This window comes from Plantactinospora endophytica, assembly GCF_016862915.1.
Lineage (GTDB): Bacteria > Actinomycetota > Actinomycetes > Mycobacteriales > Micromonosporaceae > Plantactinospora > Plantactinospora endophytica.
On record NZ_BONW01000002.1, the window covers coordinates 45,058 to 67,077 of the forward strand.

Sequence of the window (22,020 nt, forward strand, 5' to 3'; positions counted from 1 at the left end):
CAGCTTCCCTGACAGGACCAGTTTACTACGTGGTGTAGTAGAAGCTGGCGGCTCAGTGCAGGAACAGCGACACCGGCAGGCTGACCAGGGCAGTGGCCAGCACCAGCGCGGTCGCGCCGGGCAGCCGACCCGGCCGACGGGCCGCCAGCAGCCGCTGCACCCGGGCGTCGAGTTCGCCGTCCGCCATCCCGAGGGCGCCGACGGGGGTGACCCGGGAACCGGCACTGGCGAACCGTAGCAGGGCGGCGGCGAGCGGGCCGTCGGCGTGCAGTCGCCGGGCCTTGTCGTCGGCACGCATCTCCACCAGCAGTGCCACCGCCTCGTGCGCGGCGCGTACCCAGCGGACGCCGGGCAGCGCCCGGCACAGCGCGGTGAACGGAAGCAGTACCAGGTCGTGCCGCTCGTCGGCGTGCGCCCGCTCGTGACTGAGTACGGCCGCGAGCTGGGCCCGGTCCAGCAGGCTCAGGGTGCCGGCGCTGACCACCACCTGCGGGCGTACCCCGGGCAGGCAGTAGGCGGCGGCGCTGGGATGGTCGAGTACCAGCGCGCCGGGCGCGGCCGGATCGTCCCGGGCGACCAGGGTGAGCAGGTCCCGGTGCCGCCGCTGGGCGCGCAGCGCGCCGAGCAGGCTGCGCGCCGTCGAGCCGAGCAGTACCGCCGCCACGCCGAGGCCGATCCCGACCAGGCCGAGGTGGGTCACCCCGAGGCCGGGCGGCAGGTCGTCGCCGGTGAAGAGGTCGACAGCCAGCGCCCGCAGTGCCGAACCCGGACCCAGGCCGTACGGGGCGAGTCCGACGGAGATCGGCAGCCCGATCGCGGAGAGCCCGAGGGCCAGCCCGACCGCCTGCCAGCAGATGATCGCGACCCGGGGGCTGTGCCAGGCCCAACCGGCACCCAGCCGGCCGGAACGGGTCAGCGCCCGGGCGGCGAGATAGCAGGCCAGGACGGCGAGCGCGAAGTGCAGGGCGTACGTCATCGACTCAGACCTGCCGTTTCACGACGGGCGGCCGGTCGGTCGCCACCGGACCGGCCGTGGCCGGGGTGTCGCCGGCCTCCTCGTCGAGCGCCGCGCGCAGCACCTCGGCCTCGGTACCGGTCACCGAGCGGGCGAACCGGACCAGTGCGGCGTCCCGGCTGCCGGCCAGGTCCAGGGCGTCGAGCATCAGCCGGGCGATGTGCGCCTCCCGACTGGCGGCCGGCCGGTAGCGCCAGGCCCGGCCCTCCCGCTCGCGCTCGACCATGCCCTTGCCGGCCAGCCGGTCGAGCACGGTCATCACCGTGGTGTACGCCAGCTCACGGTCCCGCAGCGCCTCGGCCACCTCGCGTACGGTCGCCCCGGCACCGGCGCCCCGGTCCCAGAGCACGTCCATCACCGCACGTTCGAGATCACCGAGTCGCGTCACGCGACAATTCTACTACCCGCTGTCGTACCGGTCCGGCCCCGTCGCCCGCCGGCCGGAAACGCCGGAGTCCACGTACGCCTCGGTCGTGGTGCAGGACGGCCGACCGGGAGCCCGTCGCATCTGACCGGACCGGCCGGTGCGGCACCGGCCCGGGAAAGACACCCGGGCCGGTCACACACCCTTCGGGTGCCAGACGGTCTTGGTCTCCAGCAGCGCGGTCATCCGGCCGACACCGGGATCGGCGGTCCAGTCCACCGGTCCGGCGGCCGGCCGGAGTACCCGCTTGAGGTTGCCGGCGGCGGCCCGCTCCAACTCGGCGGCGAGTTCCGGGTCGTCGACCCCGGTCAGGTCGAGCGCGTTCACGTCCATGTGCCCGGCCAGCCAGGGCGCGGTCTCGGCCGGCCGACCGGTGAGCAGGTTGACCACCCCGCCGGGCAGGTCGGAGGTGGCCAGCACCTCGGAGAGGGTGATCGCAGGCAGCGGGCTCGCCTCGGCGACCAGCACCACCACCGTGTTGCCGCTGACGATCGCCGGGGCCACCACGCTGACCAGCCCGAGCAGGGCCGGCTCGGTCGGGGCGAGCACCCCGACCACGCCGGTCGGCTCCGGCGCGGAGAGGTTGAAGTACGGCCCGGCGACCGGGTTGGCGTTGCCGTACACCTGGGTCAGCTTGTCGGCCCAGCCGGCGTACCAGACCCAGCGGTCGATCGCCTCGTCCACCTCGGCGGCCGGCACGCCGAGGCCGACGAACTGGTCCCGCCGCCCCTCCAGCATCTCGGCGACCCGGTAGAGGATCTGCCCCCGGTTGTACGCGGTCGCGCCGGACCAGCCCTTGACCGCCGCCCGCGCCGCCAGCACGGCGTCCCGGACGTCCTTCCGGGAGGCGAGCGCCACGTTGGAGTTCTGCACCGGATACGACCGCCCCGACTCGCTGCGCGGGAACTTCCCGCCGATGAAGAGCTTGTACGTCTTGCGTACCGCAATCCGCTCAGACATCGAGGTACGCCTCCAGCCCCTGCCGGCCACCCTCCCGGCCGTAGCCCGACTCCTTGTAGCCGCCGAACGGCGAGGTGGGGTCGAACTTGTTGAACGTGTTGGCCCAGACCACTCCGGCGCGCAGCCGGTCGGCCATCCAGAGGATCCGGGAGCCCTTGTCGGTCCAGATTCCCGCCGAGAGTCCGTAAGGCGTGTTGTTCGCCTTCTCCACCGCCTCGGCCGGGGTCCGGAAGGTGAGTACCGAGAGCACCGGCCCGAAGATCTCCTCCCGGGCGATCCGGTGTGCCTGGCTGACCCCGGTGAAGATGGTCGGGGCGAACCAGAAGCCCCGGTCCGGCAGCTCGCACGGCGGGGACCACCGCTCGGCCCCCTCGGACGACCCGATCTCGCTCAGCTCCCGGATCCGGTCGAGCTGTGCCGCCGAGTTGATCGCGCCGATGTCGGTGTTCTTGTCCAGCGGGTCGCCGACCCGCAGCCGGGCCATCCGGCGCTTGAGCGAGCCGAGCACCTCGTCGTACACCGATTCCTGGACCAGCAGCCGGGAGCCGGCGCAGCAGACGTGGCCCTGGTTGAAGAAGATGCCGTTGACGATGCCCTCGACGGCCTGGTCGACCGGGGCGTCGTCGAAGACGATGTTCGCCGCCTTGCCGCCCAACTCCAGGGTGAGCTTCTTGCGGGTGCCGGCCACCGAGCGGGCGATCTGCCGGCCGACCTCGGTGGAGCCGGTGAAGGCCACCTTGGCGATCCCGTCGTGCTCGACCAGCGCCCGGCCGGTCTCGCCGGCCCCGGTGACGATGTTGACCACGCCGGGCGGCAGGTCGGCCTGCTGGCAGATCTCCGCGAAGAGCAGCGCCGTCAGCGGGGTGGTCTCGGCCGGCTTGAGCACCACCGTGTTGCCGGCGGCCAGCGCCGGGGCGATCTTCCAGGCCAGCATCAGCAGCGGGAAGTTCCACGGGATGACCTGGCCGGCCACGCCCAGCGGGCGCGGGTCCGGGCCGTAGCCGGCGTGGCCGAGCTTGTCGGCCCAGCCGGCGTAGTAGAAGAAGTGCGCGGCGACCAGTGGAAGGTCGACGTCCCGGGACTCCCGGATCGGCTTGCCGTTGTCCAGCGACTCCAGCACGGCCAGTTCGCGGGACCGCTCCTGGACGATCCGGGCGATCCGGAACAGGTACTTGGCCCGGTCCCGGCCGGACATCGGACCCCAGACCTCGTCGTACGCCCGGCGGGCCGCCCGTACCGCCCGGTCCACGTTGGCCGGGCCGGCCCAGGCGACCTCGGCCAGTACCTCCTCGGAGGCGGGGTTGACCGTCTTGTTGCGGTCCTCGCCGTCGACGAACTCGCCGTCGATGAACAGCCCGTACGACGGCTTCACTTCCACGACGGCGCGCGACTCCGGCGCCGGAGCGTATTCGAACATCGGTTCAGTCCAGGGTGAAGTAGTCGGGGCCGGAGTAGACGCCGGTGCTCAGCTTGGTGCGCTGCATCAGCAGGTCGTTGAGCAGGCTGGAGGCGCCGAACCGGAACCAGTCCGGGTGCAGCCAGTCGGGGCCGGCGGTCTCGTTGACCAGTACCAGGTATTTGATCGCGTCCTTGGTGGTCCGGATCCCGCCGGCCGGCTTGACCCCGACCTGCCGCCCGGTGGCGTCCCGGAAGTCCCGGACCGCCTCCAGCATGACCAGGGTGACCGGCAGGGTGGCGGCCACCGGCACCTTGCCGGTCGAGGTCTTGATGAAGTCGGCGCCGGCCAGCATGGCCAGCCAGGAGGCCCGCCGGACGCTGTCGTAGGTGGCCAGCTCGCCGGTCTCCAGGATGACCTTGAGGTGGGCGTTTCCGCAGGCCGCCTTCACCGCGAAGATCTCGTCGTAGACCTCCTGGTAGCGGCCGGAGAGGAAGGCGCCCCGGTTGATCACCATGTCGATCTCGTCGGCACCGGCGGCCACCGCCGCCCGGGTGTCCGCGAGCCGCACCTCCAGCGGTGCCTGGCCGGACGGGAACGCCGTGGCGACGCTGGCCAGGTGCACCCGGCTGGCGGGGGCGGGGCCGGGCAGCGCCAGCCGACCGCCGGCACGATCCGTGCCGTCCCGTGGGCCCCGGCCGTCGGACGGCTCGCCGAGCAGCCCCAGCCGGGGAACGCTGCCGTTGTCGGAGCCGCTCCCGGCACGGAAGCCGTCGGAGCCGGTCCCGTCCTCGGACGGCCCGGCCGGGCCGGGTGTCCCGCCCCACAGCACGGCGGCGGCCACCGGAACCATCGTCGGATAGACACAGACGGCGGCGACCGACGGGCACGACGGGTCGGCCGGGTCCGGGCGCAGCGCCTTGGCGGCCAGCGCGCGTACCTTGCCGGGCGTGTCGGCGCCCTCCAGCGTGGTCAGGTCGACCATCCGGATCGCCAGGTCGATCGCCCACGCCTTGGCACTGGTCTTGATCGAGCGGGTGCCGAGCATCGCCGCCCGCTGCTCCGCGCCCACCTGGTCCACCCCGGGCAGGCCGTGCAGGAAGGTCCGCAGGGTCGCCTCGGAGCGCCCCACCTCGGACAGGTCGGACCGCGCCGACGCCGTTGTCGCCGTCATGCCGGCAAGTCTACGCACCGACGCATGCGTGTGATCTTGGCCATACCCACCCGCTGCCCGCGCCGGTCGCCCGCCGGGAAGCCGGCCGGCCGGAAGCCGGTGACCAGGAGAAGATGCCGGTCGGGGTTACCGGTAGGTTGAGCGACCGTGGACGTACTCGTGGTTGACCATCCCGTGGCCCAGACGCGGCTGACCGTGATGCGCGACGCCCGGACCGACTCGGCGTCGTTCCGCGCCGCGCTGCACGAACTCACCACCATGCTGGTGTACGAGGCCGCGCGCTCGCTGCCGGTCGAACAGTTCCCGATCGACACCCCGGTGGCGCCCACCCAGGGCATCCGGCTGGCCAACCCGCCGCTGCTGGTACCGGTGCTGCGCGCCGGACTGGGCATGGCCGACTCGGCGCTCGGTTTGCTGCCCGAGTCGTCGATGGGCTTCGTCGGGCTGGCCCGGGACGAGCACACGTACGAGCCGCGCGCCTACATGGAGTCGCTGCCGCCCGACCTGACCGGCCGCCCGGTACTCGTGCTCGACCCGATGCTGGCCACCGGCGGCTCGCTGGAGCACTGCTGCCGACTGCTCGCCGACCGGGGCGCCACCGACATCACCGTGCTCTGCGTACTCGCCGCGCCGGCCGGTATCGAGCGGCTGGACCGGTCCGGGCTGCCGCTGCGGCTGGTCACCGCCGCCATCGACGAGCGGCTCAACGACAAGATGTTCATCGTGCCGGGGCTCGGCGACGCGGGCGACCGCCAGTTCGGCGGTATGCCCCGGTTCTGATCGCGCCGAATTCCGGCGGCCGGGCAGCAGCACCCCGATCGTCAGCAGCAGCGGCCCGGCGCCGATTCCGGCGGGCGTCCGGCCCGGTCCGGCCAGGACACATGCGCGGCTGGCGCGAAGCGGCTACCGTCTCGGGCCATGACTGGTGTTGGGCTGGCCGAAGAGTTGCTCCTGCTCGGCTACGACGATAAGTCCGGTAAGGCGACAGGTTCCCGGATCGGCCTCGACCTGGGGATGGCCGCCGCCGTGCTGGTCGACCTCGCCCTGGCCGGCCGGGTCGCCTTCTCCGACGGCTCGATCGTGGCCACCGACTCCACACCGACCGGCGACCCGGTCGCCGACGACGTACTCGCCCGGATCGCCGCGGACACCCCGCACACGCCGGCCTCCTGGGTGCAGCGGCTCCGGCACGGGCTGCGCGACCGGATCCTGACCGGCCTCTGCGCGCGCGGGGTGATCAGCGACGTCGACGAGACCGAACTCGGCTACATCCACGTCCACCGCTATCCGGTGCTCGACCCGTCGGTCGAGACCGAGATCCGGAACCGGCTGACGAGCGCGCTGACCGGCGAGGGCGTACCGGACGAGCGGACCGCCGCGCTGGCCGCCGTGATGGCGGCGATCCGGGTACAGCCCAGCCTGGGGTTGACCGGCACGGCCGCCGAGGACGCCCGGAACCGGCTGACGGCGATCGCCCGGGGAGCCGGGTTCACCGACGACGTCAGCCTGGAGGAGTCGACGATCCGGCCCTCGGTGGCGCTGGTGATCGCCGCACTCTCCCGGGCCATCGACGCCGCGCTGGGCAGCCGGGCCTGACCGGCAGGGCCCGGCGTACCGGGGCGGCCTACCAGATGCCGAGGGCGGCGGCGGTCTCGGTGCGCAGCGCGCGTACCGAGGCGGCGGCGCGTTCCCGGGCCGCCGGTACGTCGCCGTCCGGCACCGACTCCAGCACCTCCAGGTACGCCTTCAGCTTCGGCTCGGTCCCGGACGGCCGAACCACCACCCGGGCCGAACCGGTACGCAGGATCAGTACGTCCGCCGCCGGAGCCAGATCCTCCACCGAGGTCACCGGCTCGTCGAGCAGGGTCGTCGGGGTCTTCGTCCGGATGTAGGTCATCGTGTTCTCGATCTCGCGCAGGTCGTCGACCCGGACCGCGAGCTGGTCGGTCAGGTACACGCCGAGTGTGCCGGCCAGTTCGTCGAGCCGGTCTGCCACGGTGCGCCCCCGCGCCTTCAGCGTCGCCGCCAGCTCGGCGAAGAGCAGTGCGGCGCTGATCCCGTCCTTGTCCCGGACCAGCTCCGGGGCGACGCAGTAGCCCAGCGCCTCCTCGTAGCCGTACCGCAGCGGCTCGGTCCCGGACTCGGCCCGGACGATCCACTTGAACCCGGTGAGCGTCTCCGCGTACGGCCGGCCGCCCGCCTCGCACAGGGCGCGCAGTTGCGAGGAGGAGACGATGGTGGTGGCGAAGAGCCCGCTGCCGCCCCGGCTGACCAGGTGGTCGGCCAGCAGTACCCCCACCTCGTCGCCGTGCAGCATCCGCCAGCCGCGTACCCGGTCCGGGATCGCCACGGCGCACCGGTCGGCGTCCGGGTCGTTGGCGATCGCCAGGTCCGCCCCGATCGACCGGGCGAGGGCGAGCAGCTTGTCGGTCGCGCCCGGCTCCTCCGGGTTGGGGAACGAGACGGTGGGGAAGTCCGGATCGGGCTCGGCCTGCTCGGCCACCACCCCCGGTACGGCGAACCCGGCCCGGGCGAAGACCGAGGTGAGGACCGCCGCACCCACCCCGTGCAGCGGCGTGTACGCGATCGTCAGCTCCCGCGCGCCGTCCGGTGCGACCAGGGCCGCCACGTCCCGCACGTACGCCGCCACGACGTCGTCGCCGAGCACCTCGCCGGGCGGACCCAGCGGTACCGCCGCGAGCGGCCCGACCGCCGCGATGGCGGCCGAGATCTCGGCGTCGACCGGGGGCACGATCTGCGCACCCGCGCCCAGCACACCGCCGAGTTCGGCGCCCAGGTAGACCTTGTAGCCGTTGTCCTGCGGAGGGTTGTGGCTGGCGGTGACCATCACCCCGGCGACCGCCCCGAGGGCCCGGACCGCGTACGCCAGCACCGGTGTGGGCAGTGGCCGGGGCAGCACCACGGCGGGTCGACCCGCCCCGGTGGCCACCCGGGCGGTTCGCTGGGCGAACTGCTTCGAGCCGTGCCGTGCGTCGTACCCGATCACCAGCGGGCCGGGCGCGTCGCGGCCGGCGAGCCAGCCGACCAGCCCGGCCGCCGCCGCCGTGACCACGGCCAGGTTCATCCCGTTCGGGCCGGCGCGCAGCGGCCCACGCAGCCCGGCGGTGCCGAAGGTGAGCGGCCCGGCGAACCGGTCGGCCAACTCGGCCGCGCTGGCCGGCAGCCGGTCGAGGACGGCCCGCAGTTCGTCCCGGGTCGCCGGGTCGGGGTCGTCGTCGAGCCACGTCTGCGCCCGGGCCCGCAGCCCGGTCAACTCGTCGGGGGATACGTCGTCCCGCTGGTTCGGTTTCGCCGCCATCGGACTGTGATAGCACGTCCACCGATCCCGGACGCAGCCCGGCCCCGCCCGGCGTGGTGTACGCCAGACGGGGCCGGGGCGAATTCGTCAGCCGGCGGCGGGTGGGGTCAGCCGGCGTTGGTGAGCCGGAACGACTTGACCATCTCGTCGAAGATCGGCTTGCTCTCCTCGAACCGCTCGTCCGGGGTGGTCAGGTAGAACGAGTACGCCTTGCCGTCCTCGGTGACCGCCCGCCAGACGCCGTGCCGCTTGCCGTCACCCTCCCCGCAGGTGTACTCCAGCTCGGCGGCCGGCTTGCCGCCGACCTCGACCTCCTGGAGCGCCACCTGGGCGTACGGCTTCTTGCAGCTGCTGTTGTTCTTCTTCAGGCCGCCCTCGGCGACCTTCATGAAGCCCATCGGCGTCTTGCCGGACTCGACCAGGATCCGCACCCGCCGGCCGCTGTCCTCCGGATCGGTGTAGTCGGTGAAGACCCCGCCGACGTTCTTCTTCCAGCCCTTCGGGACGTTCACCGAGACACCCTTCGCGCTGTGCGCCTGGGTGGCGAACGCCGCCTGGACGGGTGCCTGGCTGGTCGGCCCGGCCTGCGGCGGAGGTGTGCCGGCCGGGTCGTCGTCACCGCCGCCGAGGGAGAGGGCGACGATGCCGATCAGCAGCACCGCAGCCACCCCGCCGGCCACCGCGAGCTGCATGTTGCGCGGCCAGCCCTTGACCGTATCGAGCACCGAGCCGCCGGTCTGCCGGGCGCCGGAAAGGCCACGCCCCAGGCCGCCGCCCCTGGCCACGTGCACCGTACCGCCCCGACCGCCGTGCCCCGGCATCGCCCCGGTCGGCGTGTTGAGCGCCGCGCGCCGGCCGCCCGTGCCGGGCATCGCCCCGGTCGGGGTGTCCAGCGGGTCGTCGCCGGTCGCGGGCGGCCGGTTCGAGCCGGCGGCGTCGCGGGCGTTCCGGCTCAGCCGCTCGGTCGGGGACTCGTTGGGGGCGAGCATCGCCCGGCCGCCGATCTCGCCGTTCGCCGGCCGGGTGGAGTTCGGCGCCGCGCCGGCTGGGGCGGCGCCGGGTGCCGGCTGCTGCCACGGCGAACGCTGGCTCGGCACCACCGCGTACGGGTCGGTGACCATGTGCCCGGCGGCGTTGCTGGCCAGTGGGCCGGCCAGCAGCTCGCGGAGCATGGTGCGGGAGGCGGTCACGTCGAGCCGGCGGGCCGGGTCCTTCTCCAGCAGGCCGAGCAGCACCCGGGTCAGCGCCCCGGACCGGACCGGCGGGGCGGGCGGGTCCTCCACCACCGCGTGCATGGTCTCGATCGGGTCGCCCTTGTCGAACGGCGGCCGGCCCTCGACCGCCGTGTAGAGGGTGACGCCGAGCGAGAAGAGGTCACTGGGCGGGCCGAAGTCCTGGCCCATGGCCCGCTCCGGCGAGATGAAGTGCGGCGACCCGAGCACCATGCCGGGGGTGGTGAGCTGGACGTCGGTCGGCATCCGGGCCACCCCGAAGTCGGTGAGCACGCACCGGCCGTCGTTGCAGATCAGTACGTTGGCCGGCTTGACGTCGCGGTGCAGTACCCCGATCGCGTGCGCCACCTCCAGCGCGCCGAGCAGGGCGATGCCGATCTTCGCCACGGCGCGTGGGGCGAGCGGGCCGTCCTCGATCACCATGTCGGCGAGGCTGCGCGCGTCGAGCAGCTCCATCACGATCCACGGCCGCCCGCCCTCGGTGACCACGTCGTAGACCTGCACCACCGCCGGGTGCTGTAGGGCCGCCGCGGCCCGCGCCTCGCGGAGGGTGCGTTCGTACATCGCGTCGCGGTCGCTGGGGGCCAGCCCCGGTGGGAGCACGACCTCCTTCACCGCCACGTCGCGGCGCAGCAGGGTGTCGGCCGCGCGCCACACCGTGCCCATGCCGCCGTGGCCGACCGCCGCCCGCAACGAGTACCGACCGCCGATGGTGATGCCGGGTGCCGCACGTCCGTTGGTGGGATTGGCCGGTCCGCCACTCCACGTCGGGATCTGAGTCACAGAGAAGCCACCGAAGAGAATCGAGGGGCACAGGACAGAACCCCCCTATATTGCGGGTTCCGACCGCAGAAGGGAAAGACAACCGCCGGAGTTCCCGATAACTCGACCGTACGTGTTGACGCTCTCACTCAACGTTCGCATTTATCGACGGCGAGTGCCGGTCCGCTCACCCGGCCACCGGCCCCCGACCGGCGCTCCGAAACGGCCCCGACGGCGCACTCCGGTACGCCTCGACCGGGCCCTCCGGCACATCCCGAGCGGGCACTCCGGCACGCCCCGAGCGGCACTCGGAAACGGGCTCCGACACCCGGGTGGCGGCGATGGTGGGTCGGCCCACCAGTGCCTGGTCAGCGGGTCGGCTCTACCATGCCGACTATGAGTGACGGTCGGTCGAGCGAGTCGGGTTTCCCGATCAAGGCGGTCTACGACGCCGCCGACGTACCGGGAGGGCTGGACGCCCGGCTGGGCGCGCCCGGCGAGTTCCCGTACGCCCGGGGCGTCTATCCGACCATGTACACCTCCCGACCGTGGACCATGCGCCAGTACGCCGGTTTCGGCACCGCGACCGAGTCCAACGCGCGCTACCACCAACTCCTCGCCGCCGGCACCATGGGTCTCTCGGTCGCCTTCGACCTGCCCACCCAGATGGGGTACGACTCCGACCACCCGATCGCGCACGGCGAGGTGGGCAAGGTCGGCGTGGCGATCGACTCCGTCGAGGACATGCGGACGCTGTTCGACGGGATTCCGCTGGACAAGGTCTCCACCTCGATGACCATCAACGCGCCCGGATCGGTGCTGCTGCTGCTCTACCAACTGGTGGCGGAGGAGTCCGGAGTGGCCGGACCGGCGCTGAACGGGACGATCCAGAACGACATCCTGAAGGAGTACATCGCCCGGGGCACGTACATCTTCCCGCCCAAGCCCTCGCTGCGGCTGGTGGCCGACACCTTCGCGTACTGCCGGGCGGAGGTGCCGAGGTGGAACACCATCTCGATCTCCGGCTACCACATGGCGGAGGCCGGGGCGACCCCGGTGCAGGAGATCGCCTTCACCCTGGCCAACGGCATCTCCTACGTCCGGGCCGCGCTCGACGCCGGGCTCGCCGTGGACGACTTCGCGCCCCGGCTGTCGTTCTTCTTCGTGGCCCGGACGACCCTGCTGGAGGAGGTCGCCAAGTTCCGGGCCGCCCGGCGGATCTGGGCCAACCTGATGCGGGACGAGTTCGGCGCGCGGAACCCGAAGTCGCTGATGCTGCGCTTCCACACCCAGACCGCCGGGGTGCAGCTCACCGCACAGCAGCCGGAGGTGAACCTGGTCCGGGTCGCCGTGCAGGGGCTCGCCGCGGTGCTCGGCGGCACCCAGTCGCTGCACACCAACAGCTTCGACGAGGCGATCGCGCTGCCCACCGAGAAGGCGGCCCGGCTGGCGCTGCGTACCCAGCAGGTGCTGGCGTACGAGACGGACCTGACCGCCACCGTCGACCCGTTCGCCGGCTCCTACGTGGTGGAGTCGATGACGGACGAGATCGAGGTCGGGGTGCGGGAGCTGATGGACCGGGTCGCCGGGTACGGCTCGGCGGTGGACGCGATCGAGGCGGGCTTCCAGAAGCGCGAGATCGAGTCGTCGGCGTACCGGGTGGCGCAGGAGATCGAGTCCGGTGACCGGGTGGTGGTCGGGGTGAACCGGTTCACCGTCGACGAGGAGGAGCCGTACCAGCCGCTCCGGGTCGACCCGGCGATCGAGGCGGCCCAGCGCGAACGGCTGGCCAAACTGCGGGCCGGTCGGAACTCGGCCGCCGTCGAGCACGCCCTCGCCGACCTGCGCACCGCCGCCTCGGGTACCCAGAACGTGCTCTACCCGATGCGGGAGGCGCTGCGGGCCCGGGCCACCGTCGGCGAGGTCTGTGGCGTGCTGCGCGAGGTTTGGGGAACGTACCGGCCGAGCGACCGGTTCTGACCCCCGCGGCCCGCGCTGACCCGTCCGCCCGGAGGCGCCTGGGTCGGCCGGCTGGAGGCGCCTGTCGCTCCGGCCGGAGGCGCCTGTGTCGCCTGGATTGCCGCCCTCGGCCGGATGATCGGCTGTCCGTGGAGTGCCGGCCCGGGTTTCCGGGTATCGGAAAGGCAGTCGGAATCCCGGCACGACGACGGACAGCCTGTCCGCGGCCTGTTTGACACCGGCTGGCACCCTGGGGAGCCCCGCCACCCACCCGGTGGTGCTCCACCGCCCGTTCGCCCCGGATGCGTCGGACAGCTCGACAAATCGGACGAGCGGTGTCGCTGTCGCGCTAGATCGTGACTGGTGAAACCGTCACGCGTTGTAGGAGGTGTGGCACAGATGGCGGGGTCTGATGGCGGGGTTAGTAGCGTTCCGTATATCGCCGAGCGCTCCTACCAGGGCTTTCGTGACGCTGTGCTGTCTGATCACTACCAGAACGAGGTTGCGCAGCGTCACCGTCGGCGGTCTAGGCTGTCCGAGTCCCATCCCATCCACAGTGATCGAGAATTCGACGTGACGAGTGCGTTGCAACTGCCGACCGGCAGCCAGCCGGCGTCGTCGGAATCCGAGACGCCACCCGGGGCCGAGCCCCTGCCCTTCGGGCTCGACCGGATGCTCGACGTCCGGCTGCCCGACCTGATCGCGACCCGCCGGTTCCTGCACGCCCACCCGGAGCTGTCCGGGCAGGAGTTCGACACCGCCGCATTGATCGCCCGGGAGTTGGCGGTGGCCGGCCTGGAGCCGCGCCTGCTGCCCAAGGGCAACGGGGTGATCTGCGACATCGACGGGCGGCCGTCCGGGCCGGTGGTCGCGCTCCGGGCCGATCTCGACGCACTGCCGCTGAGCGACGTCAAGGACGTCCCCTACCGGTCCACCGTGGACGGCGCCTGCCACGCCTGCGGGCACGACGTGCACACCACCGTCGTACTCGGGGTCGGCCTGCTGCTGGCCCAACTCGCCAAGCGCGGCAAGCTGGACGGGCGGGTCCGGCTGATCTTCCAACCGGCCGAGGAGATCCTGCCCTGCGGCTCGCTGGAGGTGATCGAGGCCGGCGGGCTGGCCGACGTCACCCAGATCTTCGCCCTGCACTGCGACCCGAACCTGCCGGTCGGCCAGGTCGGCCTGCGGGTCGGCCCGATCACCGCGGCGGCGGACAACATCACCGTCCGGCTGACCGGGCCCGGCGGGCACACCGCCCGGCCGCACCTGACCGTGGACCTGGTCGACGCGCTCGGCCGACTGGTCACCGAGGTGCCGGCGCTGGTCAACCGCCGGGTGCCGGCGAACAGCGGACTGCTGCTGGTCTTCGGGCAGGCGTCGGCCGGCACCCAGTACAACGTCATCCCGAACGAGGCGATGGCGGCCGGCACGCTCCGGGTGCTGGACCGGGACACCTGGGACCAGGCGCCGAAGATCGTCGCACAGGTGGTCCGGGACGTGATCGCCCCGACCGGCGCCACCGTGGACGTCGAATACCTGCGGGGCCGGCCACCGGTGGTCAACGATGCCGGCGCGATCCGGGTACTCACCGCCGCGACAGTCGCGTCCGCCGGTCCGGCCGGAGTCGCCGAGACCCCGCAGAGCATGGGTGGCGAGGACTTCTCCTGGTATCTGGAGCACGTACCGGGTGCGCTGGCCCGACTCGGCGTGGGGCGGACGGCGGCCAACGTCGACCTGCACCGGGCCACCTTCGACGTGGACGAGCGGGCCATCGGGGTGGGCGTACGGCTGCTGGTGCAGACCGCCCTCAAGGCACTCGCCGGTTGAGTCCGGCGCGGCGGGCGGCGGGCCGAGCGGCCGGGTACCGGCGGACCGGCACCCGGCGTACCCGGGGAACCGCTCAGTCGGGTGGTGCCGGCGCCTGGGTCGGCACCGGAAGGTTGACCCGGGCGGCCGGAGCCGGAGCCGTCAGCGCCGGCAGGGGGCGCCGGGCCCGGAACCGGCGGACCAGCCAGAGCACCCCGAACAGCGGCAGGCCCAGCCCGATGGCCCACGGCAGCAGCGCGCCCAACACGGTCAGCAGGACCCGCAGCGACGCGACGAACGCCGTCCAGCCGCCCTCCAGGCCGGCCAGGAACCCGCCCGCCGGCTCGTCCTCCGGCACCTGGGCGTTCGGGCCGAGGATCACGGCGGTGATCGTGGAGAGCGCGGTCAGGTCGGCCAGCCGGCGCTTCTTCGCCTCCAGCGAGGCGAGGTCCGCCTCCCGCTTGGCCAGCTCGCCCTCCAGCATCACCAGGTCGGACAGGGAGTTCGCCTGGGCCAGCAGCCGCCGGCCGCTCTCCACCCTGGCCTTCTGGGTGGCGATCCGGGCGTCCAGGTCGAGGCTCTCCTCGGTGACGTCGTCGGTCTTGATGTCCCGACGCAACTGCTCGCCCAGCCGGGCGATCTCGTCCACCACCGTGGCGAACCGGTCCGCCGGGACCCGCAGTTGCAGGGTCGCCTCCGAGCGGGACTCGTCGCTGCTCCGGTTGTCGCCGCCGAGGAACCCGCCGGCTCCGGTCGCGATGCCCACCGCCCGCGCCGCCGCCGCGTCGACGTCGTCCACCCGTACCGTGACGGAGCCGGTGTAGACGATGGCCCGCTGGTTGACGCCCAGCTCGGTCGTCGGCTCCTTGGCCGACGTGTCGGCCTCGCCGACCCCGCCCGCCGGTGCCTCGGCCGCGCCGGGCTGGGCCTGCTCGGCCCCGGCCGGGGCGTCGGCGGCCGTGCCGCTGGAGGCGTGGTCCCCGGCGTCGGAACCACAGCCGGCCAGCGCCAGCGCGGCGGTCAGCGTCAGCACACCGAGCACTCCGGCCAGGCGACGTCGGCCGGCTCCGGCCTCGCTCCCTCTTCGTCCGCTCATGTCCCCTCCGTTCCTCAGGCCCCCGTCGAGGCGTTCCGTCAGACGCGCCGCGAAGTCGTCCCGGTTCCGGCAGACTGCGCTGAGGACATCACGATTCGGTGACCGGGAAGTCTCGATGCGACTGGTCACGTACGACCTCGGGCGCGTACGGGTGGCGGGCGGCGGCGCGTCGACGTCCAAACTGGACGTACCGGCCGAGCTGCCGCGTACGGGCGGGCGCGGACCGCACGCTGGCTGCCCGGTACCCGACGCCGTCGACTGAACAGGGAGACCGAGAAGATGGCCGGCCTGCCCCGTGACCTCGTCGAGCGGCTCTACGCCGCCCCGCCGGACGGTTTCGTCGCCGCCCGGGCCGAGGCGGTCGCCGCCGCCCGGGCCGCCGGTGATCCGGCCGCCGCCCGGGAGATCGCCAAGCTGCGCAAGCCGACCGTGGCGGCCTGGCTGGTGAACCTGCTCGCCCTGCGCCGCCCGGAACTGATGGCCGAACTGGTCGAACTCTCCGCCGCGCTGCGCACCGCCCAGCGGGAACTGCGCGGCGACCGGCTGCGCGAACTCTCCGTCCGGCGGCGGGGCGTGGTGTCCGCGCTGGTCGGCCAGGCCCGGACGCTCGCCGAACAGGCGGACCCGCGACCTGCCGCCGGCAAGCTCCCGCTGGCCGAGGTGGAGGCGACGTTGAACGCGGCGCTGGCCGATGTGGAGGTCGCCGAGCAGGCCCGGTCCGGCCGGCTGGTCCGGGCGGCGAGCTATGCCGGCTTCGGCGAGGTGCCCCGGCCACAGTTGCGGCTGATCGTCGGCGGCCCGGACACGGAGGACGAACCGACCGGCGACGAGTTGACCGGGGCCGACGTGGCCGAGCTGACCGAGAGCGGCCTGGCCGAGCGGGCCGAGCGCCGTGTGGCAGGGCTGGCCGGCGGTACCGCCGACGAACGGGCCGAGGCGGTGGTGGACGAGTCGGTGCGGGCGACGCCCAGGACGGGGCGTCGGGCGGGGGGCCGGACGGCGGCGGAGCAGGAGACGGCGCGCGGTCGGGGTACCGGAGCAGGGGCGGCGGGTACCTCGGCCGCCGAGCGGGCGGCGGTTCGGGCGGCGCGGGCCGAGGAGTCCGCCCGCGCCGCCCGGCGCCGGGCCCTGGACCGGGCACTGGCCGACGCGGGTACCCGGCAGGAGCGGGCCGAGGCGGAGCTGGCGGCGGCGGTGGCGGCCGAGCGGGACGGCGTCGCCGCGCTGGCCGCGATCGAGTCCGAACTGGCCGAACTGGAGCGACGGCGGGCCGCCGCCGAGCGGGAGTCCGGCCGGCGCAAGTTGGCCCGCCGGGCGGCCGAGCGGGGTGCCGTCGCTGCCCGGCGCCGGGTGGGCGAGGTACAGGCGGCCGTCGAGGCACTGGCGGCGGAGGACGGCGACGATCCACGGTGACGCGACGGCGGGAGGCGTCGCGGATCGGGCGGGCCGGCACCGCTCGGCAGGTAGTCACCGGCGGCGGAGGGCGACGGTCCACGGTGACGCGTCGGCGGCAATCGTCGCGGATCGGGCGGGCCGGCACCGCCACACAGGTTGTTTCGGCGCGGCTGGCGGTCGGGACTGCCGAAATGACCGTCCGCGAGGCAGACTCAACCGGGTGAGGCGGGCGGAACCCGGAACTCGAACCGGAAGGCGGTCTCGTTGACCCCCGAGCAGGCCGCCGGCTCGGCCCGGCCGACCGTGCTGAAGTTGGGCAGCGCGTTCATCGAGTGTCCCCGCACGTTGCGCCGGGCACGCCAGATGGGCATCTCGGGCTGGGCGTTCCTGGTGACCGGGCGCGGTGCGGTCCTCGGCGACGTACGGACCGAGACCGTGGCGGCGGCGATCGGCATCCTCTCGCCGGACGCGGTCGCCGACGGCTGGGAGACCGCCGTCCGGGTGGCCACCCCGAGCGCGGTGGCCGAGGTCAGTCGGGCCGAGTGTTGCCGGTGGGGGATCGACTACCTGGCCGGCTTCCCGCCGATCGCGCGGCTGATCGAGTTGGTCGAGCCGGTCGTGGTGGCGGCCGACGCCACCGGGATGCCGCTGTTCGCGGCCTGGCGGGGCATGCCGATACCGGCGGACGCCGCACCGGCGGCGCGGGCGGCCGTCTTCCTGCACCTGCTCTTCGAGTACTACTCCGGCGCCAGCCTGATGGCGGTACGCGCGGCCGGCATGACCGCGATGGAGATCATCCTCGCCGGTCCCGACGGCGAGTCCAGCGCGGTGGCGTACGGCTGGACGCCGCCGTACCCGCCGGTGGGGCCGCTGGTCCGGCGGCGCCTCTGGGTCGAGTCGGTGACCGACCGGATCGTGGCCCAGGCGTTCGGGGTGCTCGACCCGGCGGAGCGGGCCGAACTGGTCAACCTGCTCGGTGCCGCGCTGACCGGAGTCCGGATGTCCCCGCCCAACCTGGACTGACCCCGGTCCACCCGACCACCACCACCCGTCCGCCCGCCCGTCCCGACTCAGACCCGGCCCCGACCAGACCCGGCCCCGACCAGACCCGACTCGGCCCGCTGGTCCGAGGCGCGGACCGGCGGGCCGAGGATCAGGACTCCCGGGGCATGAGGGTCAGGACTGCCGGGGCGGGCCGAGGATCAGGATGACCAGCGGAACAGCTTCGCGGCCAGGCCGCCGAAGAGTACGGTGCTGCCCACCAGCACCGCCAGGTGCAGCGGCTGCGGCCAGTCGCCGCTCCAGGCGTCCTGGAGGGCCTGGGAGGCGGCGCCGAGCGGGGTGAAGTCGGCGACCCGGCGTACCGCGTCCGGCATCAGCGGACCCGGCGTCCAGACCCCGGCCGCGAAGAGCATCGGGTAGTAGACCAGGCTGCCGATGCCGGTCGCTGCCCGGCTGGTCGGGGTGAAGGCGGCGACGAGCAGGGCCAGCGCCGCCATCGAGGCCGAGCCGAGCACGAAGGCGACAAGCATTCCGGGTACGTCCGGCCGGGCCTCGACCCCGAAGGCGAGTACGGCGGCGAGCAGTGCCAGCCCGGAGCCGAGCAGCAGCGCGGCCACGTTCACCACGATCTGGGCCACCAGCAGCCGGATCGGCGAGACCGGGGTGGTGGAGAGCCGGCGGAGTACCCCCTTCTCCCGGTCGGCGGCCAGCGCGTTCAGCAGGTTGACCAGTGCGACGGTGCCGATCGCCAGGGCCAGGGTGATCGGCAGGTAGAACTCGATCGGCCGGCGCCCGCCGATGTCGGCGCTCGGTTCGTCGAAGCCCGGCATCGCGGCGCCGAGGATCAGGACCAGGGCGGCGGGGAAGATCACCCCGAAGAAGGCGCCCAGGGGTTCCCGGACGAAGAGCTTCGCCTCGGTGACGATCAGTTTCACGGTGCTCCGGCCGGCGCTGCGACGCCGGGCCGACCGGCCGCCGTTGCCGGCCGAGACGTGCTGCGGAAGGGCGGTGGCGTTCATGGGATTCCTCGATCCTTCGATTCGGGCGGTACGTCACAGGTCGGTTCGGGCCGGAGACGCCTCGGCCGGACTCAGTTCGGGCAGACGTCAGTTCGGGCTGGTGGCGGTGCGGCCGGTGGCGGTGGGGCTGGTCAGGGCGAGGACGGCGTCCTCCAGGGTGGGCCGCTCGACGCCGGGCAACTCGGTCCGGGCCACCAACTCGGCCGGGGTGGCGATCGCGACCACCTCGCCGGCCCGGACGACGGCCAGCCGATCGCAGAGCCGCTCGGCCTCGTCCATGAAGTGGGTGACCAGGACGACGGTCACGCCCCGGTCCCGGACGTCCCGGACGAGCTGCCAGGTGTCCCGGCGGGCCTGCGGGTCCAGACCGGTGGTCAACTCGTCGAGTACCGCGATCCGGGGGTTGCCGACCAGGGCGAGCGCGACCGAGAGCCGCTGCTTCTGCCCACCGGAGAGCTTGGCGAACACGGTGTTCCGCTTCGCGGTCAGGCCGAGTTCGTCCATCAGCGCCCGCCAGTCCGCCGGCTCGGCGTAGAACGAGCTGTACAGGTCGAGCGCCTCCCAGACCTTCAGCCGGTCGGGCAGGTGACTCTCCTGGAGCTGGATGCCGACCTGGTGGCGCAGCTCGGCGCGGTCCCGGGTCGGGTCCAGGCCGAGTACCCGGATCGTCCCGCCGTCGGCCTGGCGCAGCCCGGTCAGGCACTCGACGGTGGTGGTCTTGCCGGACCCGTTCGGGCCGACGATCCCGAAGATCTCGCCGGGGCGTACCTCGAAGGAGACGTCGCGGACCGCGACCTGGTCGCCGTACCGCTTCTGCAGGTTGCTGACCTCGATGACTGTCATGGGGAAAACGCTAGGAACCGCGGAGGTTCCCCGGAATGCGTCCACCTGCCCGGCGGGGGTGCAGGTAACTACACCCTCGCCCGGCGTTCAGCAGCAGTCCGCCGGAACCGCCCGGCGGCCAGACTGGACACATGTCACGCCGGTACGCTCTCGCGTTCGTCCGTAGCCTCGCCCAGACCGGGTTGGGGCTGCTCGGCCTGTTGATGTCCATCCTGTTGGTGACGGCGGCCACCCTGGTCGTGCCGTACCTGCCGGCGGCCCGGGCCGCCAAGCGGCTGGCCGATCTGGGCCGGCGGCTGGCCGGACGCTGGGGCGGCGTTCCGGTGCCCGTCGAGCACCGTCCGGGACCACCGGCGCCGAGGCGCCGGCCCGACGGCTGGTACGTGCACGACAACGAGCTGTACCGCTCGCCCCGGCTGCCGACGTACCTGACGGAACTCACCTGGCGGAGCGAGGACCCGGCGCTGCTCCGCGAGTGGGGCTGGCTGCACCTCACGCCGTTCGCCGGCGGTCTCGCCACCCTGGTCCCGCCGGTGCTGGTCGGCGCCGGGACGGCGCTCGGCGCGCTCGGGCTGACCGGCGGCGCGGTACCCGGCCTCGGCACGTCGCCGCCGCCTGCGCTGGCGCTGCCGGTCGGGCTGGCGCTGGTCGTACTCGGTTTCGCGGTCGCGCCGTCGGCGCTGCGGCTGCACGCCCGGTGGACCCGGCTGCTGCTCCAGCCGCCGGAACAGTCCTGGTGGCACCGGTCGGGGCTGGCCGGCTGGACGAGCCGGCGGTCGGGCGCCACCTGGAACGGTGCCGGACTGGTCGGCCTCGGCTTCGCGGCGTTCGGCGGCTTCCTGCTCAACCTGGTGACCCTGCTGGTGTCGTGGGGCGGGCTGTCACCGCAGGTGTCGAAGCTGACCCGACCGCTGGTGAGCCGCTACCGCAGGTACGCGCGCAAGTGGACCGGGACGGTCGTTCCGGAGCCGTACCGGCCGTTGCCGGAGCCGCCCCCGCCGGACGAGGAGGGCCGCTACCGGGTCGGCCGTACCCTCTACGCCGACCGGACCACCGCCGTCCGGGTCCAGGAGTACGGGTGGCTCTTCACCGACCCGGCGTTCTGGCGGGACCAGCTCTGGATGGCCACCAACCCGCTGGTCGGAGTGCTCGGGCTGATCCCCGCCGTACTCGTCTCGGTCGGCCTGTTCGGGCTGGTCGGCCAGCCGCTGTGGTGGGCGCCGTGGGCGGTTCCGCTGGGCCTGTTCAGCGGGGAGTGGGTCACCCCCTGGTACGTCTGGTACGCCGTCACGTACGCCGCGCCCGACCTCGCCACCATCCCCGGCTGGACGAGTGCGCTGCTCGGCCTGGTGCTGGCCGGCCTCGGCGTACTGCTCGGCCCGGCCCTGCTCCGGCTGCGCCTGCGCTACGACCGGCTGCTGCTCCGGCCGACCAGGTCGGCCGAGCTGGCGCTGCGGGTACGGCAACTGACCGAGACCCGGGCCGATGCCGTCGACACCCAGGCCGCCGAACTGCGCCGGATCGAACGGGACCTGCACGACGGGGCACAGGCCCGGCTGATCGCGGTCGGGCTGAGCCTGGCCGGGGTGGAGCGGCTGATCGAGGAGGATCCGTCCGCCGCGCAGGCGATGGTGGCGCAGGCCCGGCAGGCGTCGGCCACCGCCCTGACCGAGCTGCGGGACCTGGTCCGGGGCATCCATCCGCCGGTACTCGCCGAACGGGGCCTGCCGGACGCGCTCCGGGCGGTCGCGTTGGACAGCCCGGTCCCGGTACGGGTCACCGGGCAGCTACCCGGCCGGCTCGACCCGCCGGTGGAGTCGGCGGCGTACTTCTGTGCGCTGGAGGCGCTGGCCAACGCCAGCCGGCACGGCGGGGCGGGCAGCGTGGAGATCGATCTCACGCACACCGGCACGGTGCTGCGGATCACGGTCGTCGACGACGGACGGGGCGGCGCCGATCCGGCCCGGGGCAGCGGGCTGCGTGGCGTACAGCGCCGGTTGGGTGCCTTCGACGGGACGCTCGCCGTGCACAGCCCGGTCGGCGGCCCGACCCGGGTGACGGTGGAGATCCCCTGCCCACTGCCGCAGCGGCGGGACTGAGGATGCGGGTCGGCTCAGGCCGAGGCGGTGCCGGTGGGGCGGGAGCGCAGTTCGGCGACGTAGTCGTCGGGCGCACCGGCCTTCTCCGCCGCGTTGGCGATCTCCGACAGGTACCAGGCGGTCGGTAGGCCGCCCTCGTAGCCGGCGAAGACGTACACCCAGGCGGTGATCTCGCCGTCCAGGGTCACCACCCGGACGTGCAGCTTCCGGTACGTGCCGGAGGCCACCCCCTCGACCTCGTCGAGTTGGGCGGCGTCCCAGGAGTGCACGTCGTAGAGTGCGACGAAGACCCGGTCACCGGGCGACTCGACGACGGTGGTGACGGCACCCTCCCAACCGATCACCCCCTCACCGGCGAAGGTGAGCCGCCAGCCTTCCAGCCAGCCGGTGCCCACCATCGGCGAGTGCGGGCAGTAGGCACGCATCCGGGCAGGATCGAGGTTTGAGCCGTACGCGGCGTAATGACGCACGGCGATGACGATAGCCCGGTGGAGGGGTGGGGGAGAATACGACCGTGCG

At 73.4% G+C, this 22,020-nt stretch carries 18 protein-coding genes and 2 pseudogenes; 8 read left to right on the top strand and 12 right to left on the bottom strand.

Annotated features, from left to right (window positions below):
* Positions 1-52 precede the first annotated feature (52 nt).
* The 6 genes and pseudogenes from Pen02_RS03130 to Pen02_RS42765 form a co-directional block, all read right to left on the bottom strand.
* Positions 53-976, bottom strand: coding sequence for a M56 family metallopeptidase (locus tag Pen02_RS03130; protein ID WP_203864381.1), 924 nt, complete (start codon positions 974-976; stop codon positions 53-55).
* Between the two features lie 4 nt (positions 977-980).
* Positions 981-1,403, bottom strand: a complete 423-nt coding sequence (locus tag Pen02_RS03135) for a BlaI/MecI/CopY family transcriptional regulator (RefSeq protein ID WP_203864382.1) — start codon at positions 1,401-1,403, stop codon at positions 981-983.
* A 171-nt stretch (positions 1,404-1,574) separates the two neighbouring features.
* Entirely contained in the window at positions 1,575-2,399 is an 825-nt protein-coding gene (locus tag Pen02_RS03140; RefSeq protein ID WP_203864383.1) for an aldehyde dehydrogenase family protein, read from the bottom strand.
* A complete protein-coding gene (locus Pen02_RS03145) occupies positions 2,392-3,816 on the bottom strand; it encodes an aldehyde dehydrogenase family protein (RefSeq protein WP_203864384.1) in 1,425 nt (474 codons plus the stop codon). Before Pen02_RS03145 ends, Pen02_RS03140 begins: the two co-directional genes overlap by 8 nt.
* 4 nt (positions 3,817-3,820) lie before the next feature.
* Positions 3,821-4,435, bottom strand: a pseudogene (gene deoC / locus Pen02_RS42760) (deoxyribose-phosphate aldolase); the annotation flags it as partial.
* Positions 4,436-4,528: 93 nt separating this feature from the next.
* A pseudogene (locus Pen02_RS42765) lies at positions 4,529-4,969 on the bottom strand (deoxyribose-phosphate aldolase); the annotation flags it as partial.
* A 147-nt stretch (positions 4,970-5,116) separates the two neighbouring features.
* On the opposite strand from Pen02_RS42765, the gene upp reads away from it, so the two are divergent.
* On the top strand, positions 5,117-5,749 hold the full coding sequence (gene upp / locus Pen02_RS03160; protein WP_203864385.1) for a uracil phosphoribosyltransferase: 633 nt from the start codon (positions 5,117-5,119) through the stop codon (positions 5,747-5,749).
* Between the two features lie 138 nt (positions 5,750-5,887).
* On the top strand, positions 5,888-6,565 hold the full coding sequence (locus tag Pen02_RS03165; RefSeq protein ID WP_203864386.1) for a GOLPH3/VPS74 family protein: 678 nt from the start codon (positions 5,888-5,890) through the stop codon (positions 6,563-6,565).
* A 28-nt stretch (positions 6,566-6,593) separates the two neighbouring features.
* Here the strand turns inward: Pen02_RS03165 and Pen02_RS03170 are convergent, their stop codons facing one another.
* Positions 6,594-8,288 (bottom strand): phospho-sugar mutase, encoded by a 1,695-nt coding sequence (locus tag Pen02_RS03170; protein WP_203864387.1) that lies wholly within the window; start codon positions 8,286-8,288, stop codon positions 6,594-6,596.
* 107 nt (positions 8,289-8,395) lie between these two features.
* Positions 8,396-10,303, bottom strand: a complete 1,908-nt coding sequence (locus tag Pen02_RS03175; RefSeq protein WP_203864388.1) for a serine/threonine-protein kinase — start codon at positions 10,301-10,303, stop codon at positions 8,396-8,398.
* A gap of 375 nt (positions 10,304-10,678) precedes the next feature.
* On the opposite strand from Pen02_RS03175, the gene Pen02_RS03180 reads away from it, so the two are divergent.
* Together Pen02_RS03180 and Pen02_RS03185 are read left to right on the top strand one after the other, a co-directional pair.
* Complete coding sequence (locus Pen02_RS03180; protein ID WP_203864389.1) at positions 10,679-12,262, top strand: acyl-CoA mutase large subunit family protein; 1,584 nt, start codon at positions 10,679-10,681, stop codon at positions 12,260-12,262.
* Between the two features lie 552 nt (positions 12,263-12,814).
* Positions 12,815-14,068, top strand: coding sequence for an amidohydrolase (locus tag Pen02_RS03185; RefSeq protein ID WP_203864390.1), 1,254 nt, complete (start codon positions 12,815-12,817; stop codon positions 14,066-14,068).
* Between the two features lie 73 nt (positions 14,069-14,141).
* Here the strand turns inward: Pen02_RS03185 and Pen02_RS03190 are convergent, their stop codons facing one another.
* Positions 14,142-15,143 carry a DUF4349 domain-containing protein gene (locus tag Pen02_RS03190; RefSeq protein ID WP_203864391.1) on the bottom strand — a complete coding sequence of 334 codons (1,002 nt, stop codon included), beginning with the start codon at positions 15,141-15,143 and terminating at the stop codon, positions 14,142-14,144.
* Between the two features lie 115 nt (positions 15,144-15,258).
* Between Pen02_RS03190 and Pen02_RS03195 the strand changes: the two genes are divergently transcribed.
* From Pen02_RS03195 to Pen02_RS03205, 3 genes are all read left to right on the top strand, one after another.
* Positions 15,259-15,405: a hypothetical protein gene (locus tag Pen02_RS03195; RefSeq protein ID WP_203864392.1), complete on the top strand. Its 147-nt coding sequence runs from the start codon at positions 15,259-15,261 to the stop codon at positions 15,403-15,405.
* A 17-nt stretch (positions 15,406-15,422) separates the two neighbouring features.
* On the top strand, positions 15,423-16,556 hold the full coding sequence (locus Pen02_RS03200; RefSeq protein WP_203864393.1) for a hypothetical protein: 1,134 nt from the start codon (positions 15,423-15,425) through the stop codon (positions 16,554-16,556).
* Between the two features lie 246 nt (positions 16,557-16,802).
* Positions 16,803-17,561, top strand: coding sequence for an SCO6745 family protein (locus Pen02_RS03205; protein WP_203864394.1), 759 nt, complete (start codon positions 16,803-16,805; stop codon positions 17,559-17,561).
* A 179-nt stretch (positions 17,562-17,740) separates the two neighbouring features.
* On the opposite strand, the gene Pen02_RS03210 is transcribed toward Pen02_RS03205, so the two are convergent.
* On the bottom strand, positions 17,741-18,559 hold the full coding sequence (locus tag Pen02_RS03210) for an ABC transporter permease (RefSeq protein ID WP_203864395.1): 819 nt from the start codon (positions 18,557-18,559) through the stop codon (positions 17,741-17,743).
* Positions 18,560-18,646: 87 nt separating this feature from the next.
* Positions 18,647-19,402: an ABC transporter ATP-binding protein gene (locus tag Pen02_RS03215; RefSeq protein ID WP_203864396.1), complete on the bottom strand. Its 756-nt coding sequence runs from the start codon at positions 19,400-19,402 to the stop codon at positions 18,647-18,649.
* A 131-nt stretch (positions 19,403-19,533) separates the two neighbouring features.
* On the opposite strand from Pen02_RS03215, the gene Pen02_RS42435 reads away from it, so the two are divergent.
* A complete protein-coding gene (locus tag Pen02_RS42435) occupies positions 19,534-21,501 on the top strand; it encodes a sensor histidine kinase (RefSeq protein WP_203864397.1) in 1,968 nt (655 codons plus the stop codon).
* A gap of 14 nt (positions 21,502-21,515) precedes the next feature.
* On the opposite strand, the gene Pen02_RS03225 is transcribed toward Pen02_RS42435, so the two are convergent.
* Positions 21,516-21,971 carry a gamma-glutamylcyclotransferase gene (locus Pen02_RS03225; RefSeq protein WP_203864398.1) on the bottom strand — a complete coding sequence of 152 codons (456 nt, stop codon included), beginning with the start codon at positions 21,969-21,971 and terminating at the stop codon, positions 21,516-21,518.
* Between the last annotated feature and the right edge of the window lie 49 nt (positions 21,972-22,020).

What these genes read in the sequence shown, in the direction of transcription:
- Pen02_RS03210 (WP_203864395.1), bottom strand. Translation starts at nt 18,559, where the DNA reads ATGAACGCCACCGCCCTTCCGCAGCACGTCTCGGCCGGCAACGGCGGC.
- Pen02_RS03215 (WP_203864396.1), bottom strand. Translation starts at nt 19,402, where the DNA reads ATGACAGTCATCGAGGTCAGCAACCTGCAGAAGCGGTACGGCGACCAG.
- Pen02_RS03180 (WP_203864389.1), top strand. Translation starts at nt 10,679, where the DNA reads ATGAGTGACGGTCGGTCGAGCGAGTCGGGTTTCCCGATCAAGGCGGTC.
- Pen02_RS03130 (WP_203864381.1), bottom strand. Translation starts at nt 976, where the DNA reads ATGACGTACGCCCTGCACTTCGCGCTCGCCGTCCTGGCCTGCTATCTC.
- Pen02_RS03170 (WP_203864387.1), bottom strand. Translation starts at nt 8,288, where the DNA reads ATGGCGGCGAAACCGAACCAGCGGGACGACGTATCCCCCGACGAGTTG.
- Pen02_RS03165 (WP_203864386.1), top strand. Translation starts at nt 5,888, where the DNA reads ATGACTGGTGTTGGGCTGGCCGAAGAGTTGCTCCTGCTCGGCTACGAC.
- Pen02_RS03140 (WP_203864383.1), bottom strand. Translation starts at nt 2,399, where the DNA reads ATGTCTGAGCGGATTGCGGTACGCAAGACGTACAAGCTCTTCATCGGC.
- Pen02_RS03145 (WP_203864384.1), bottom strand. Translation starts at nt 3,816, where the DNA reads ATGTTCGAATACGCTCCGGCGCCGGAGTCGCGCGCCGTCGTGGAAGTG.
- Pen02_RS03195 (WP_203864392.1), top strand. Translation starts at nt 15,259, where the DNA reads ATGCGACTGGTCACGTACGACCTCGGGCGCGTACGGGTGGCGGGCGGC.
- Pen02_RS03190 (WP_203864391.1), bottom strand. Translation starts at nt 15,143, where the DNA reads ATGAGCGGACGAAGAGGGAGCGAGGCCGGAGCCGGCCGACGTCGCCTG.
- Pen02_RS03200 (WP_203864393.1), top strand. Translation starts at nt 15,423, where the DNA reads ATGGCCGGCCTGCCCCGTGACCTCGTCGAGCGGCTCTACGCCGCCCCG.
- Pen02_RS42435 (WP_203864397.1), top strand. Translation starts at nt 19,534, where the DNA reads ATGTCACGCCGGTACGCTCTCGCGTTCGTCCGTAGCCTCGCCCAGACC.